Genomic DNA, 15,892 nt, shown 5'->3' on the forward strand with positions numbered 1-15,892 from the left:
AGCCATGCACAGCTCCGCGCTCACTTGGCCGACTTCGTCAGCGCTTACAACTTCGCGCGCCGCCTCAAGACCCTGCGTGGCCTCACACCCTACGAGGCCATCTGCAGGGCATGGTCCGCCGAGCCAAACCGCTTCACGTCAAACCCGCTCCACCAAATGCCGGGACCAAACATCTAACACGACGACGATCTCTGCCAGAAATTTGCAAACCGTCCCACATCATTACGGCACACGGCCAATGGCACGAACGGCACAACATACATTAGCTCAAGCTCGTACGAGCGGCAGTGCCCGTTTGGCGGCACGACCAAGCGACGTCGCCCCTCACCAAGCTCTGCGTCGGCCCGCGCGCGAAGGCACCGTACACAATTGCATCGCCGGCGCGGGCAGATACGGTGAACGACCCGGTGAATTATATGATGTGCCTTCGAACGTTCGGGTCTTCAACGCCTGGATCAGCTCGGTCCTTCAGGACGACGTGAACTTGACGGTATGCGCACTTGGTGTTCAAGGGAAGGCAATTGAGTGAGGCGGCCGGAATGACCGATCGTATTGACGACTCTGCGGCGGTTAAGCCGTACAATCTGGAGGCCCAAGCGTGCCGCATGCAGGTTGCTGCTTGAAAAGAAGTCGTGAGGCTTATCCTAATATCGCCGGCAGATAACGCCCCAAGCAACAAACATCATCCTATTCGGATTACCATACAAACGCTTAACATCCAGTGTGAGATATTTGATGCTTCGCGAAGACACAATTTTTGTCTATCTTGTTATTACCGATCGATCGAAATATGGTACTACGTATATGCATGTATATCGTGATAGTAGTCAATCTATAACAGCTTAGAAAATTTTATTCACGCAGAACATCAAATATATTAATCTGAGCACTATACTAGGTGGGACGGAGAAACAAATGCTCAATGGAACCTTAGTTTCTTTTTGCGGGGCGCGGCTGTTTGTTCCAGAAGGTCATTTCTGTGAAAGTATTTTGCTTGATGGTCTAATCCCCGAATATCATGTCAACGCGGTGTTTCATAAGTTCGTGAAAACCGGCGACGTGGTCGTAGATATCGGGGCTAATGTCGGGTTCCACACCTTCGCGCTGCGGCAGATCGTGGGTGACACCGGGAAAGTTTACGCGGTCGAAGCGGACATCGACAATGCGACAGCCATTCGCACGTCCATTTTGAAGAGTGGCGACACCCGTGTATTCCTTCTCCCTGTGGCCGCCGGAGACACCCCAGGTATTCTGACCGTTGCCACCAAAGAGCGGACAAACGCCGCCTTCTCATCTCAGGGCGAATCTAGCAACACGCTAGCCGTCTGCGTCCGCCTCGATGACGTCATTCAAGATCGCGTCGATTTCATCAAAATTGATATCGAAGGCGCCGAGATTTCAGCCGTGCGGGGCATGACCCGCATCCTTGAAGCCCGTCCTGTCGTTGCAAGCGAGTTCTGTCCGCACCACATGCAGATGCTGTATGGTAGCGACAGGGCTGAAGAGTATCTACAGTTTTTCTTTGAGCGCAGCTACATCTGCTACTACATAATGCCTTCGGGAGATCTGGAGCATTTGTCAAATATTGAAGCTGCGCTACAAAAGCAGCGGTGGGCACGCGAAACGCTAGAAGTTATCCTGATTGATCTCGTTTTTATCCCGAGTGAACGCGTAGCCATTTGAAAGCTTAAACACTGTATCACGGCACATTGATAGACTGAAAAATGGCGCCCGTGCGCTTCAACCGCGCATATTCTCAGAGTAAGTCCGACATCATATCGTTTTCTGGCAGAGCTTTCGCGTCATGAGGCGGATTGAGGCCAAGAGGAGGAATGCGCGCGCCTTGCGGGTTCTGCATTCCCAATCCTTCGCGAGACGGCGGCAGCGGTTGAGCCATCCGATGGTGCGCTCCACGATCCAGCGCTTGGGCAGCACGGCAAAGCCCTTGGCCTGATCGGAACGCTTAACGATCTCGACCGAGATCTGGCGGCAGACTCGGCGCAGGCCAGTTTGAAAGACCGGCCCCTGATAGCCGCCGTCGGCGTAGAGCTTGAGCAGGAACGGGTAGAGGCCGAACAGCGTGGCCATCACCAGCACACCGCCATCGCGGTCCTGGATGTCGGCCGGGTGTACCAGGGCGTGCATCAGGAGACCCTGCGTGTCGACGAGGACGTGCCTCTTCTTTCCGCGGATCTTCTTGCCCGCAGTACGCCTGCGGTGAAGGCCGCGGTCGTGGTTCCGACGTGTGTCAGGCGGCGATCTGCCGGGGCTGAGGCTCGGTCCAGTTCCACGGCAGCAGATCGTCGATGCGTCGGGCGGGATGGTCGGGTAGCCGCGCGAGCAGGTCGGCGAGCCAGGCCTGCGGGTCGATGCGATTGAGCTTGGCGGTCTCGATCAGCGTGTAGAGGGCAGCGGTGCGATGACCGCCCGCATCCGATCCGGCGAAGGTCCAGTTGCGGCGGCCCACCGCGATGGGGCGGATGGAGCGTTCAGCGGCATTGTTCGAGAGGCAGATGCGTCCGTCGTCGAGGAACCGGGTGAAGGCGGTCCAGCGCTTGAGTAGGTAGTCGATTGCCGCTGCTGTGGGAGTCTTGGCCGAGAGCTTGGCGCGGTTCTCCCGCAGCCACGCCTCCAGGTCGGCGACGAGGGCGGCCGAGCGAATGCTTCGGTGCGCGCAGCGTTCATCGGGAGCAAGACCGTTGGCGGCGCGCTCGACGGCGAAGATCGCATCGATCCGCGTCACCGCCTCAATGGCGATCGGAGCTTGTCTCAGTTCGGCCAACTCGAAGAACTTGCGTCGGGCATGGGCCCAGCAGGCCGCCTCGCGGATCGGAACCGGTTTGCGGCCAGATTCGTACAGCCGGCCGAACCCGGAGAAGGCGTCCGCCTGCACGATGCCGTGGAAGTCGCCGAGCCAGGTCTCGGCATGCGCGCCGGAGCGGTCGGGGGAATAGAAGTAGGCCGCGGCCGGCGGCTCGGGGCCACCGAAGGGGCGGTCGTCGCGCACCACCGTCCAGAGCCGGCCGGTGCGGGTCTTCCCCTTGGCCAGGACCGGCACCGGCGTATCGTCGAGATGGAGGCGGTCGGCTCCCCGGACATGGGCCTCGATCCGGGAGACCAGGGGCGACAGGGCGGTGGTGACGGCCCCGACCCAGCCGGCCAGGGTCGAGACGTCGATCGGCACGCCTTCATGGGCGAAGCGCTGGCTCTGACGATGCAGCGGCAGGTGCAGGCCGAACTTGGCCATCACCACCTCGGCCAGGAGGTTCGGCCCGTTCCGACCCCGCGGAATCGGATGGAAGGGGGCCGGGGTCTGCGCGATGGTCTCGCAGTCGCTGCAGGAGAAGCGCTCGCGCACGTGCTGGATCACGACCCAGCGTGCCGGGATCCGCTCCAGCGTCTCAGTGACGTCCTCGCCGAGGCGGCGTAGGCGCGTCCCGCCGCAACAGGCGCAGGTCGTCGGGCCGGGATGGACGACGCGCTCGCGCGGCAGGTGCTCGGGGAGAGGCCGACGAGCGGGCTTGCGCCGCGAGGAAGCTGCACTGGGGAGCCCATCGGGCTCGGCAGCCGCCTGCGCCTCCGTCTCGGCCAGCGTCTCCTCCAGATCCTCCAGGGCGAGTTCGAGCTGGTCGATCCGGGCGCTGCGTTCCGAGGAGGCCCCGAAGCGCTCCCGTCGCAGCCGGGCGACCTTCAGCTTGAGCCGTTCGACCGCAATCTCGGACACGAGCCGCGCCGCCCGCTCGGCCAGGATCATGGCGTGGGCGGCGGCGAGATCGGTGGGAAGCGGCGGGGGCTCAGGCGCGTTCGACACACCCTGAGAAGAGCATATTGCTCAGCCTTTGTAACGCGTTATCCTCAGCCGACGGCGCTCGGACGCCAGCTCTCCTGCGGCATTCGCCAATCGATGCCCGAGAGTAGGTAGCCGAGCTGTGCCGTCGAGATCGTCACGGCTCCGTCCGCCACCGACGGCCACAGGAATGGGCTGCGGTCGAGCCGCTTGGTGTACAGGCACGCGCCCTGGCCATCGTGCCAGATCACCTTGATCAGGTCGCCGCGCCGGCCACGGAACACGAACAGGTGCCCGGAGTGGGGATCGCGCTTCAGCGTCTCCTGGACGATCATCCCCAAGCTGGAAAAGCCCTTGCGCATGTCGGTGTGGCCGGTCGCCAGCCAGACCCGCACGTTGGCCGGCAGCGGGATCATCGGCCCTCCAGGGCATCGAGCACCCGACGTAGCGCCGCGGTATCGACATCCCGGTCGACCTTGAGACGCCGACCACCGCCGAGATCGATCTCCATGATCCCGGTCTTGCGCCGCGCTCGACGGGGCTGGGCCGCAGCATCAAGATCATCCGACCGCAGAACTGGAACCGCCGGCGAAGGCTCCCGGGTGATCGCGACGGGCACGAAGACCGGGGCCTGCTCGTCCCCGCCCAAACGGCCTTTCCGAGCCTGGCGTCGCCACGTGAACAGCAGGCCCTGGGCAATCCCGTGCCGGCGCGCCACCGAACACACCGACACCCCGGCCTCGTACGAGGCTTCGACGATCCGCACCTTGTCCTCGAACGACCAGCGCCGCCGTCGTTCGGCCCCCTCAAGCACCTCGACCCGCATCGCCCCGACCCGCTGACCTTAACGCCAGCATTAAGGTCAGGCTTCAGCCGAGTGCGCGATGCCGTCGACCGCGGCCATCACCGGACGCGTACTGCCCGCATCGTAGCCCTGCGGGTCGATCGAGCCCCCCCCTTATGGATGGCCCGCCCCTCACCGGGCTTCACTGCTAGGTTTGCAGTGTGGCTCACACCAGGGATGGAGCGGACCGATGGCCATTGCGATACTCGGGATCGATCTGGGCAAGAACAGCTGCAGCCTCGTCGGGCAGGATGCGACCGGTCGGGTCGTCCTGCGACGCCGGATGCGGCGCGAGACGGTGATGACCTTTGGCGCGACGCTTCCGGCCTGCAGCATCGCCATGGAGGCGTGCTGTGGCGCGCATCACATGGGCCGGGCGCTAGCCGCTCAAGGCCACACCATCCGGTTGATGTCGCCGGAATACGTGCGGCCCTACGTCAAGGCACAGAAGAACGACGACCGCGACGCCGAGGCGATCGCAGAGGCTGCGACTCGTCCGACCATGCGGTTGGTCGCGCTAAAGTCGGAAGCGCAGCTCGACATGCAGACCCTGCACCGGGTGCGCGACCAGATCGTTAGCGAGCGCACCGCCCTGATGAACCAGATCCGAGCCGTCGTTCTGGAGCGCGGTCACATCGTCCCGCAGGGTCGCGCCAAGCTCGCAGCCAGCTTGGAAAGTCTGCTCGATACCGAGGCGGTCTCAGACCTCACGCCACGGATGCGTAGTCTGGTGGCGGACGTGCGTGAACGCTGGCAGTCCCTCGACGGGCGCATTGCAGCACTCGACGCAGAGTTCACCGAACAGGCTCGGACCGATGAGAGCGCTCGCCGGCTCACCACCATCCCGGGCATCGGCGCACTCAACGCGACGGCGCTGGTCGCGGCTATCGGTGACGTGGCCACCTTCGCCCGCGGGCGTGATCTGGCGGCCTGGCTCGGCCTCGTGCCGCGGCAGGTCACGACCGGCGGACGGCCCAAACTTGTCGGCATCACCAAGCGCGGCAGCAAGTACCTGCGCAAGATGCTGATCCAGGGTGCACGGGCCGCGATGCCGACCCTTCGCAAAAGCGATACGCGGATCGGCCAATTGCTCCGGGGCCTGCTGGCGCGGGCGCACGCCAACGGCGCCGTCGTTGCGCTGGCGGCTAAAATGGCCCGGACCGTCTTGGCGCTGCTGCGCCACGAACGCGTCTATGAGCCGGCGGCGGTGGCTGCCTGAACCGAGCTTGGTCGGCGAAGCCTTCGTCGGCCTTCCGATGTCTGCGAGCGGTGAGAGGAAGATGGCCTGACAGTCGATCGGTATTCTGAAAGCCTCCGGCGGAAAATGGCGCTCGACGCCGACCCCTTTATGAGGACCAGGACGCGCGGATCTCCATCTCGGCCAACGGCATCGCCGGAAGGCCGGATACGGTTATGCAGACTGCTCAGACCAGCGGATCCAAAGCCACTTGCGGACGGGGCGGGCCATACGTTTTTCGGCGCCCTTGACGCTCTGACTATCGATGATCCCCGCCTTTGGGCTGGCCTCGCGCCCGGCCTGCTCCCGGCAGGCGAAGTAGAGCGTATGATGGATCCGCGCGAGCGTCCCGTCGTAGTCCCACAGGTCGAGGTAATCGTGCACCGTCAGGTCCTTCGGGATCGCCCGCCACTGGCAGCCTGTGCTCAGCACGTACATCAGACCGTTCACGACTGCGCGGAGATCGACGCTGCGCTTGCCGCCACCGCGCTTGGCCGGCGGGATCAGCGGGGCGATCAGCGCCCATTCCGCATCCGTCAGATCGCTCGGATAGCGCAAGTTGCTCCGATCGTACCGGGCCCGGTTCTCGCTCGTCCACATCGGCAGCCTCCCAATATCGGCTGCCTTCAATCACAAACCGCTCGCATCATCTAATATGACGCCGGACAGACACTCAGAGTCTGCCCAGTGTCATGAATGCCGGGACCAAACAACTAGATACACAGCGATGCCCCTTCACGGCCGAGTAATTGATCACCACCTGCGCCGGCGAACCAAAAGCCTCTGCGAGTTCTCGAACAGTCTGATCCAGATACCTTGGCCGACCAGCGCGCGAAGCTATTCTAAAGCTTCATGTCTGGCCAAGAGATCTCCAGCGGTGCATCAGCCCACCGGCCACCAGACTTAAAAAACGTGCAGGATCACGCTGATCACACGCCGATCGTCCACTCGCTCCCCGCCCCGCGTGTAGCTCGGCAGGTGCGATGAAATCCTCGAAAACTTCTTATATGTCAGACCGCTACCAGACAAGCCAAATTTAGGGTTCTAGATCTTAACATTTTTTAAGACACCGGCAACTCTTAATACCGCATCGCATTTTGCACGCTTTAACACTGAACCTTGCCAAAATCGTGCGAGATCTCGCCGGTCACTGTCTTGCTCCGATGATATAGATCAAACAACCGCAACAATGCCGCTTATATCACGTATAACAATTATATCGATTTATCAAATCCACTCCACGCAAATTATAGACTGCCGCTGATCTTGAGGCTCTTATAAGCTGAAAAACCGATAGAAGTTACTACATAATTATCGAGTTCCATTTTAAGATGAGGACCGTTACCATAGGGTGGAAGATCGACAAAAATATCCTCCGGAGCCTTACCCTCTTTGCATAGGATTGGGTCACAACGATGACCCCGCGCCATAATTTCTGCTCGTAAAGCGATCATATCACGCTGGCGATATATGGAACACCCTGGCTGCTCCATCGTTTTTTCGTCCGATGAAAAGTTGTATTCGGTCGTATGGACCGCTAGACCGCCGAGCTTTAAAGTTCTTTCGATACTGTTGACAACGAAATCCATGCCTTTTCGTAAGCTACCCAAATGCTCGAGACTGCAGGCCGACCAGCAGAAATCGAAATCTGTCAGATGATCCGGAATATCATTCATATCAGCGTATTCAAACCGCACGTTCCGATCGAAAGCTTCACGAGAAAGAATCTCCGGTCTGTAAAGACTATCCAGACCATCGGCGTGCTCGCCTTTTATATACCAGTTCCCATCAGTGATTTCCGGCGGCCCGTCGGTCGCCACGATCTCGCAGCCGAGTGACGCAAAAAGCGAGGGCAACGGCTCCGAACCGCAGGCAAAGACCAATCCTCGCTTTCCCGCCTGAAGCATTCCGGCCTGCTTCAGCTTTTCGAAAATGAATACAAACTCCCACAGCTTCCGATGGTGGCCATGGCCCATACCTGTTTGCTGGCAGAAAGCCCAGAATCTTTCATCGTCGTAATCCGACGCTACCGGTATCGCTGAGCTCATGTAGACGTCTTTAGGCGCCAAAATCGCGGCATCCTGCGTTTCATGCGTCGCGCTGCGACGAAGCCAAGGCAACATGAGCATCCTCGCAATCTTCTGCTAATCGCATAACCGTAATCAACCATCCCCGGGGTGGCCAGCCCCTATTTTGGTCGCCTTCCAGCGACCACCATGGTCGCGAAACCGGTGGTCGCTCCGGCTCGCACGCGTGAAATATGGTTCACAACGCTGCTCAACGGATCCTGCCGTCTGCCACCATGGCGTAGACCGCTTCGGGGTCGCATAGCTCCGAAGCCGGCGGCTGAAACATGATCCCCATGTGGCGATCCTCGCTCTGCAGGGCACCCTCGCGCAACGCCGTCGCATGCTCCTCAGCATGCACTAGCGTCATCAGATGGGGATCGTGCGGCACAAACCGGGACCGCCGCTGGGAGAAGACAAACTCCCCATACCAAGCAAACTCGTACGGTGCGATATTGATCAGACCGGTGAAGCCGTTGATGCCCTTGGCGCATGCGTAGGCCTCAAGTTCCAGGGCAAGATCGGAATTAAACATGCCCGTACAGGAGATGTAGGCGTTGGTTTCGTTTGTAGTGTTGCCCATAAACTCACACATGGCGTCGAACGATTCCGAGATATTAACGAGGCTGCCGTTCAGCCATCCTTTCTCGTCTACGCATCGGAAATATTCGAAAAAATCGCTTTTGTTCGTCAGATTAGCGGCCGTGTAGATGACGTCGCCCTTGAGCAGGCGGCGGTATTCGAACGGCTTCGTGAAAACCATAGTGCTGTCGATCGTCAGATATTGACGTGCGATACGTGTTTTCGAGAAGCCAAGCTTGACGATCTGCTGGGTGTGCCAGCCGGTGTAATTGGGCGGGATGGTAATCCCGCCGACCTTGAACACCCATTCCTCCGAGACGAGGCTAGGCATGCGATCGATACGTCGCGCATCGAGTTCGGCGCGGAAGGTGTCGAGGAACATCAATAGGTCGTGCGCTGGCACGACGACGTAGTACGGGCACTCCGCTTGAGAGAACCGGCACCAGGACCGGTAGAGGGCGACGGTCCAAGGCAGGTCCTTGCGGTAGCTCTTGTTCACGAGGGCAAAGTCGAACAGGTAGTCCGTTTCGACCAACCGTAGCGCGTCGATCCGAAACCGCGTCTCCGGGACGGCGCTAATCGAAATTTCGATCGGCTGCTCGCGGTCGATGACCCCGAAAACGAGCGAGAAGCACCCGCCGCGGTCGGCCCGGTAGGCGCCGAGCAGACTTTGGCGATGCAGGACCGCTCCGTCAGACTTTTGCGTGATCGTGACAAAGCTGTCGTTCAGCCCAGCCGGTGATAACACAGCTCCAGAAATGGAAAGCGCATACCGATTCCCACGTAATTCAGTAATCAAACAAGTCGCAACGACGCCCTGGCTGTCTTCGGCGAAGATACAGGTCGAATAATAGCCCGTTACGGAGGGACCGGGCTCCAGTCCTGCGCCTACGTGCCGGCTGATGATGTCCGCGCCTTTGATATCGGCAGCCTCGTCGAAAGGGCCAAAAACTCGGTTCATATGTTTGCCGCCTTCTGGGGATCTGCCGCTAGCCCTCGATGTCTAACAGATTTGGCTGGAGCAGCGAGAGACACTCAGCCGCCTCTGCGAAATGCTCCCACATCATGTGGATCTTGGTGGTCAGGCCGCCACGCGAGCGGCCGATGGCCTGATCTCTAGACCCCCTTTATGGATGGCCCGCCCCTCACCGGGCTTCACTGCTAGGTTTGCGGTGTGGCTTACACCAGGGATGGAGCGGACCGATGGCCATTGCGATACTCGGGATCGATCTGGGCTAGAACAGCTGCAGCCTTGTCGGGCAGGATGCGACCGGTCGGGTCGTCCTGCGACGCCGGATGCGGCGCGAGACGGTGATGATCTTTGGCGCGACGCTTCCGGCCTGCAGCATCGCCATGGAGGCGTGCTGTGGCGCGCATCACATGGGCCAGGCGTTAGCCGCTCAAGGCCACACCATCCGGTTGATGTCGCCGGAATATATGCGGCCCTACGTCAAGGCAGAGAAGAACGACGACCGCGACGCAGAAGCCGCGACTCGTCCGACCATGCAGTTCGTCGCACTGAAGTCGGAAGCGCAGCTCGACATGCAGACCCTGCACAGGGTGCGGGACCAACTCGTCGGCGAACGCACCGCCCTTGATGAACCAGATCCGAGCCGTCCTTCTGGAGCGCGGTCACATCGTCCCACAGGGATTCTACTCGTCATGCTCCACCGTGTGTCCGGCTTCTGGGCTGCGCACGACGATTACCACGCCAAGCCGCACGGGCGCACAACGATTGGCTTGCCCCCATTCGTTGGCCCAGGTACGAAGTTTGGGCATCGTAGGCCTGGAGCTGACCCCATTTGTGGTCCACGATCTATTCATATTTTTGTGCCATTAAAGCTTGGTTAGCTAAGTCTCAGGGCGGCAATCAGCTCAAGACCGTGTAGGGTTGATCTTCGTTGTAGTGGCGCCGCTATTTCTCGATACGCTCTCGGGCATCGGCCAGGCAAAGGAACCACGAGGCATATAGCCGATTCGCTCGCAGGCGGCCGTGAAGCGACTTGATGTAGGCGCTGTTGGTCGGCTTGCCCGGTCGGGAGAAGTCGATCTCGACCCCGTTCAGGTAGGCCCGCGGGTCGAGCATGCGGCTGGCGAACTCAGGTCCGTTATTTACCCGCAGTCTCTTGGGCCGCCCCCGCAGGCTGAGCAAGGTATTAAGAACATTGATGACCTGGTAGGCGTAGAAATTGGCTCTCGGTATGAGCGTGAGCGCCTCTTGTGTATGACAATCGACGACGGTCAGAATCCGGAATGGAAGCGCGTCGTAGACGCGGTCGGATACGAAGTCCATCGCCCAGACCTCATTGGGTCCACCGATCGCCAAGCGCCCATGGCGATACCGTCAAGCCCGCTTGCGCTCAGGCAGCTTGGACTGGATCGATAGCCCCTCGTCACGGTAGATCCGGTAGGCTCGCTTATGGTGCACGACTTGGCCCTCCTGTCGCAAGAGGATGTGTAGCCGCCGGTAGTTGTAGCGCACCCGCACGGCGGCCAGCTCCTTCAGTCACATGCGCAGCACCACTTGCGGGTCGGAGCGCTTGCGGTAGCGCTGAGACGAACGGCCAGACCCGGTGGCCTGACAGGCCCGACGCTCGCCGATGTCGCAGCCCATGTGCAAGTGGCCCGCGACGTCGCGGCGAACGGCGGGCCTCACCACTTTCGCTTCATGACATCCTGCAGCATGGAGCGGTCCAGCGTCAGGTCAGCGATCAGTCATTTGAGCTGGCCGTTTTCATCCTCCAGCTGCTTCAGCCGCCGGATCTTCGGCACGCCCATGCCGACGAACCGCTTCTTTAAGCGCTAAAAAGCGGGCTCGAACACGCCCATCTTCCGGCAGACCTCGTCCACCGATACACCGTTCTCCGCCTGCCGCAGGGCAAAGGCGACCTGTTCGTTCGTGAAGCGTTTGCAAAGGCATGGCATCCACCCTCCATCAAGGCTCAGGATGTCTAAAAAACTTGCGCTGATTGCGAATTAGCTTGCTTGGTCACGGTCAGCGGGACTCAAGGCCGCAAGGTGCTACATTCGATTACTGAATCTTAGACTTTGGCAGGGGCAACGGAAAAAATATACTTTCTTGTCGTCCTCAAGATTAGACGCCTTTATTTTTGAATAAACGGCCTATTTTGTATGCTCTTTGAATCACAACTCCAGCAGATCGCAGCCTTCGCTCCCTATAGCGCTTGATGCCGTACTCACAGTCGGGTGCCTCCTCGATATTCATGATGTCCGATTTTATTGTGCCGGCTTCACTAGAGTGTTTGGTCCCGGGATTTGGTGGAGCGGGTTTGACCTGAAGCGACTGGGCTCGACGGACCATGCTTTGCAGATGGCCTCGTAGGGCGTGAGACCCCTCAGGGTCTTCAGACGCCGGCCAAAGTTGTAGGCGCTGACGAAGTCGGCCAAGTGAGCACGAAGCTGCTCGTGGCTGTCATAGTGGTAGCGCTTGACCGTCGCGTCCTTGATCGTGCGGTTCATTCGCTCGACTTGACCGTTGGTCCAGGGGTGCCGCGGCTTGGTCAGGCGATGGTCGATATCGTTGCGGGCACAGGCGAACTCGAAGCTGTGGGCGCGGAAGGTCTCTCCGGCGGCAATCGCCTCCTTGATGATGGAGGCGGCCGAGGCAACGTTGCCGGGTGTCGTGAAGTGGGTGCCATTGTCGGTGAGCACCGTGTGCACCTTGTAGGGCACCGCCTCGATGAGATGCCGGAGGAAGTCACCGGCAACTCGCCGTGTCGCCTTCTCGTGCAACTCGACGAAGGCGAACTTGGTTGTGCGATCGATGGCGACGAGCAGGTAGAGCCGGCCTTCGGCGGTGTGAACCTCAGCCAGATCGATGTGAAAGTAGCCGAGCGGATAGGCCTTGAAGCGCGACCGCTTGGGCTTGTCGCCGTCGACCTCCGGCAATCGGCTGATCCCGTGCCGCTGCAGGCAGCGATGCAGCGACGAGCGGGTCAGGTGCGGGATCGTGGCCTGGAGCGCGTAGAGACAGTCGTCGAGCGGTAGGAGCGTGTGACGCCGGAAGGCGACGACGACCGCCTCGTCCTCGAGTGACAGCACCGTCGAATGCGGATCCTTCGGCCCCGTGCGCTGGTCGGCGACCGAGGTTCGCTTCTTCCACTTGGCAACCGTCTTCGGGTTGATCCCGTAGCGCTTCGAGAGCGCCCTCAGGCTCGCTTGACTATGTTGGATCGATCGACGGACCGCCTCCGTCGTTGTGGCGCTGCCGTGAAGAACTTGGCCCATAGCGCGTCCCTCCACTCCGGCGTGAAGAGTGCCCCATCAAACCCTGAGATCAAACATCTAGATTGCAATTATTAAGCAAAGACGGTCAGGGCGCAAAAGGCTGAGGCGGAAATATGTAATCATAAGATTGCATTTTAAACTAGCTACTACCAATTTAACCTATAATTTGTTATCTTTCAGTAGTCAAACCAACTGTACCGGCGTAGCTCAGTCCATTGCCTATCCTTTCAAAACGTTCCGGCGCCCAGTCGGCCCAACTAATGATAATGCTGGAACCGTCTAGTGAGTATTTTCCAAAGCTTTTATTTAAGGGATGTACCACAGTTTTGGTTTTGTGATTGAAAAACAAATAAGCCTTCCAGTGAGGGTGATCCGTTCCTAATACTTCAATATTTTGCCAATTCATCTCAAGACCTTGGGACAATGAAAAATTTGTACATTCAAAAATCATTCGGTTACGCTCAAATTGCCACCAATTCACAGCGCGATCTTCATCAGTATGATAAATATGGATAATTTGCATTTCGCTTCTGTGATTAACAATATTTTCACTCTTTAATCTTGCAACAAACTCTAAATCCTCCCACCCATAACCTACCATATTTTCGTTAAATGTATGCCTTCTATAAATATTTTTGTTCAACATAAACCAAGAATTACCTTCGGAAAATGCCAAATATCCGTTCTCATTAATATATTTGAGTGACTGTAGAACCGTCTCTTCAGACGACTTCTGCCAGTAAACAGAAGGATTAGCGAATTCGATGCTGTTGTCCGGCGAAGCGACCCTTGCAATAACAGTGTCAGCATCGCAGAAAACTAGCCAAGTTGCATCATGCTCTTCTGCAATTTGAATTGATGCATTTCTCAGCCGGGCCAAGCAAAACGCCATAAACCCATGCTCATCTAGGACAAAAGCATCAAGTGTTAATATTCGATGACAAAAATAGTCGGTGATAATACAAGGTAAGTTTTCAGCTTTACAATCTGTCACCAACCATGATAGCTCTGAAATATTAATTTCAATTTCTAGCTGTTGTCTTACTGAATTTTCTAGTCTAGACAAAGATTTTTCAGTGGCGGCGTAAGCAAATATAAAAGGACAACTTGACATATGGTGCGCTCCCTGTAGCTTCTAGAATAAAATACAATCGATTTGTGAAAGACAAACTCTACAATAGCTGACTGCTTACATGTTCTTTGGTAGGCTATTATCCCTACTCCCCTAAAATTTGGACGCTAGATCAAACGACAAATCATTGCACATCCGCAATTGAGAATCGCGCATTATGCCAATCGCTTCTAGCAGAGTCTCGCTGCCGTCGCGGTCGTTAGTGCGGCGCAGGTGGCGGAAGTGGCGAGGGATACGCCGGCGCGAACCAGCACGATCGCAATGCACGACAGCAGGTGGACCTTAAGCAAGATCATCTCATTTTCTTTAGCCCCGGTCGTTGTTGAAAGCTATCGCCCCGGCCGCTCGACGATTTTTGACGGCGTCCATTGCCATCGAACCGATAATAGCGAAAGCTGCAAATAAACGCAGCACAGGCCGATGAGATTCTGTTCGTCGAGCCTTCCAGTCTCCTATCTGATAGGCCCCATCCACCGCGCGGCGATTAGCAGCACAACCACGATCACCGGTACCGCCGGATGATGCCGGGCGCCCCGCTTCGACCCTGGCTGCCACGACCTAATCAGACTATCGCGGGACTTCCATTTGGGATCGCGTTCTGCCTCGACCATTAGGCGGTCGAAGCATGCGACGGGCGTATCGGATTAGTCGTAGCTCACTGAGATTCGTCATCTACCAACAATAATATCAGTCCAATTTACGGCTCAGAGCCTGTTTGATGCGGTTCTTTTCAGGCTGGGTTGTTGAGGGCGTTGGCGGCCATGAGGCTGGCAACGCAGGCGAGGCGACCCGTTGCGACGTCGAGGCGACCGTCGCGCTCGCGGTGTAGGCCGCCCCAGTGACTGAGCCACCCGAAGGTGCGCTCGACGATCCAGCGCCGCTCCAAGACGACGAAGCCCTTCTGGTCCGGCAACTTCTCGACGACGCGGTGGCGCATGTCATGGACGACGCACCATTCCTGGCAGCGTTCGGCCGTGAAGGCACCGTCGAATATGGCCAGTCGCAGGCTGGGCCACGTCTCCTTGCCGTCATCGAGGGCCGGTAGCGTATCGCGATACTGCACGTTCGCCGGCACGACCGCGAGCGCCAGCACGTGCCCTTCGGCGTCGACCAATGCGACACGCTTGCGCCCGACCAGCTTCTTGGCTCCGTCATAGCCGCGCGGCCCGCGCACGCCGATGCACTTGATGCTTTGCGTATCGACGATCGCCAGCCGCGGCTCCGGCCGGCGTCCGCAACGCCGGCGCTGCCGGCGGGTCAGAGCTCGCATCAGGGTCTCGAACAGGCCCTTCTCGATCCAGCGCCGGAACCAGCCGTAGACCGTACGCCAGGGCGGAAAGCCCACGGGCAGCGCCCGCCACGCGCCGCCGACCCGCAAGTGCCAAGCAATCGCTGCCAGGACTTGGCGCGCGAGCGTTGGTCCCGGACTGCCTGGCGGATCGGCCCGCTCCACGAAACGGGTCACCTCGTCCAAGCCTGCCTGCAGCACCATGTCTTTCGGACGCGCCTCGTGACGCGTCCGATGTCGGTCCGTCCACATCTGCTCTCCACTCCGCCCCGCCAGGCGGAATTCGTGTTTGCACACGAGACAGATGGAGACGGCCGGCTGAGGAACTTAAACAGGCTCTAAGCCGCCGATTGTGCTGACTCTTGCGGCAATAAAAACATCGTCTGTTACGCTACATCCGATCAGTCACGGGTCCTAAGTGCCTGTCCTTCGAAAGGAAATTGGCTGGGGCGGGAGGATTCGAACCTCCGAATGCCGGTACCAAAAACCGGTGCCTTACCACTTGGCGACGCCCCATCGCGCTCGGCCGAGCGTGTCTAGACGGCGGCCGGGGCGCTTGCAACTGGCTGCGTGGGACGCGACAGCGGCGAGTGCGTTTTTCGAAGGGGGATGGGCCGGATGGGCGGGATCGCGATCGTCACGGGGGCCGGGTCCGGCGTTGGCCGGGCTGGGAGCCTGGGGTTCGCCGCGGCGGGGTGGCGGGTCGTG

General features: G+C 59.1%; 11 protein-coding genes, 1 tRNA gene and 4 pseudogenes. 4 read left to right on the forward strand and 12 right to left on the reverse strand.

Annotation, left to right across the window (positions count from 1 at the left end; all coding sequences use genetic code 11):
* Both FV217_RS19250 and FV217_RS19255 read left to right on the forward strand, forming a co-directional pair.
* Positions 1–177 (forward strand): annotated as a pseudogene (locus tag FV217_RS19250) (IS481 family transposase); the annotation flags it as partial.
* Positions 178–915: 738 nt separating this feature from the next.
* Positions 916–1,683, forward strand: coding sequence for an FkbM family methyltransferase (locus tag FV217_RS19255; RefSeq protein ID WP_147818935.1), 768 nt, complete (start codon positions 916–918; stop codon positions 1,681–1,683).
* 90 nt (positions 1,684–1,773) lie between these two features.
* Here the strand turns inward: FV217_RS19255 and FV217_RS19260 are convergent, their stop codons facing one another.
* The 4 genes from FV217_RS19260 to FV217_RS19275 form a co-directional block, all read right to left on the reverse strand.
* Positions 1,774–2,322 (reverse strand): IS5 family transposase, encoded by a 549-nt coding sequence (locus tag FV217_RS19260; RefSeq protein WP_348641976.1) that lies wholly within the window; start codon positions 2,320–2,322, stop codon positions 1,774–1,776.
* Positions 2,249–3,754, reverse strand: a complete 1,506-nt coding sequence (locus FV217_RS19265) for an IS66 family transposase (protein ID WP_147818953.1) — start codon at positions 3,752–3,754, stop codon at positions 2,249–2,251. Before FV217_RS19265 ends, FV217_RS19260 begins: the two co-directional genes overlap by 74 nt.
* A 101-nt stretch (positions 3,755–3,855) precedes the next feature.
* Complete coding sequence (gene tnpB, locus FV217_RS19270) at positions 3,856–4,203, reverse strand: IS66 family insertion sequence element accessory protein TnpB (protein ID WP_147818937.1); 348 nt, start codon at positions 4,201–4,203, stop codon at positions 3,856–3,858.
* Positions 4,200–4,613, reverse strand: coding sequence for a transposase (locus tag FV217_RS19275; RefSeq protein ID WP_147818939.1), 414 nt, complete (start codon positions 4,611–4,613; stop codon positions 4,200–4,202). The genes tnpB and FV217_RS19275 overlap by 4 nt, the downstream gene beginning before the upstream one ends.
* Before the next feature lie 208 nt (positions 4,614–4,821).
* Here FV217_RS19275 and FV217_RS19280 point away from each other — a divergent pair, with 208 nt between their 5' ends.
* Positions 4,822–5,850, forward strand: coding sequence for an IS110 family transposase (locus FV217_RS19280; protein ID WP_147818941.1), 1,029 nt, complete (start codon positions 4,822–4,824; stop codon positions 5,848–5,850).
* Between the two features lie 252 nt (positions 5,851–6,102).
* On the opposite strand, the pseudogene FV217_RS19285 reads toward FV217_RS19280, so the two are convergent.
* From FV217_RS19285 to FV217_RS19295, 3 genes and pseudogenes are all read right to left on the reverse strand, one after another.
* Positions 6,103–6,468, reverse strand: a pseudogene (locus FV217_RS19285) (transposase); the annotation flags it as partial.
* A gap of 647 nt (positions 6,469–7,115) precedes the next feature.
* The gene (locus FV217_RS19290; protein ID WP_187272639.1) at positions 7,116–7,997 is read right to left on the reverse strand and encodes a class I SAM-dependent methyltransferase; all 882 of its coding nucleotides are present in this window, start codon (positions 7,995–7,997) and stop codon (positions 7,116–7,118) included.
* A 148-nt stretch (positions 7,998–8,145) separates the two neighbouring features.
* On the reverse strand, positions 8,146–9,477 hold the full coding sequence (locus tag FV217_RS19295; RefSeq protein WP_147818945.1) for a DUF6492 family protein: 1,332 nt from the start codon (positions 9,475–9,477) through the stop codon (positions 8,146–8,148).
* Positions 9,478–9,719: 242 nt separating this feature from the next.
* Here FV217_RS19295 and FV217_RS19300 point away from each other — a divergent pair.
* Positions 9,720–10,167 (forward strand): annotated as a pseudogene (locus tag FV217_RS19300) (transposase); the annotation flags it as partial.
* 219 nt (positions 10,168–10,386) lie between these two features.
* On the opposite strand, the pseudogene FV217_RS19305 reads toward FV217_RS19300, so the two are convergent.
* From FV217_RS19305 to FV217_RS19325, 5 genes and pseudogenes are all read right to left on the reverse strand, one after another.
* A pseudogene (locus FV217_RS19305) lies at positions 10,387–11,441 on the reverse strand (IS3 family transposase).
* Positions 11,442–11,753: 312 nt separating this feature from the next.
* A complete protein-coding gene (locus FV217_RS19310; protein WP_147818947.1) occupies positions 11,754–12,764 on the reverse strand; it encodes an IS481 family transposase in 1,011 nt (336 codons plus the stop codon).
* 169 nt (positions 12,765–12,933) lie between these two features.
* On the reverse strand, positions 12,934–13,878 hold the full coding sequence (locus FV217_RS19315) for a hypothetical protein (protein WP_147818949.1): 945 nt from the start codon (positions 13,876–13,878) through the stop codon (positions 12,934–12,936).
* Between the two features lie 748 nt (positions 13,879–14,626).
* Positions 14,627–15,388 (reverse strand): IS5 family transposase, encoded by a 762-nt coding sequence (locus FV217_RS19320; RefSeq protein ID WP_187272640.1) that lies wholly within the window; start codon positions 15,386–15,388, stop codon positions 14,627–14,629.
* A gap of 237 nt (positions 15,389–15,625) precedes the next feature.
* Positions 15,626–15,700, reverse strand: a tRNA-Gln gene (locus tag FV217_RS19325).
* Positions 15,701–15,892: the final 192 nt, after the last annotated feature.

The sequence above is a fragment of the Methylobacterium sp. WL9 genome (genome assembly GCF_008040035.1).
Taxonomy (GTDB): Bacteria; Pseudomonadota; Alphaproteobacteria; order Rhizobiales; family Beijerinckiaceae; genus Methylobacterium; species Methylobacterium thuringiense.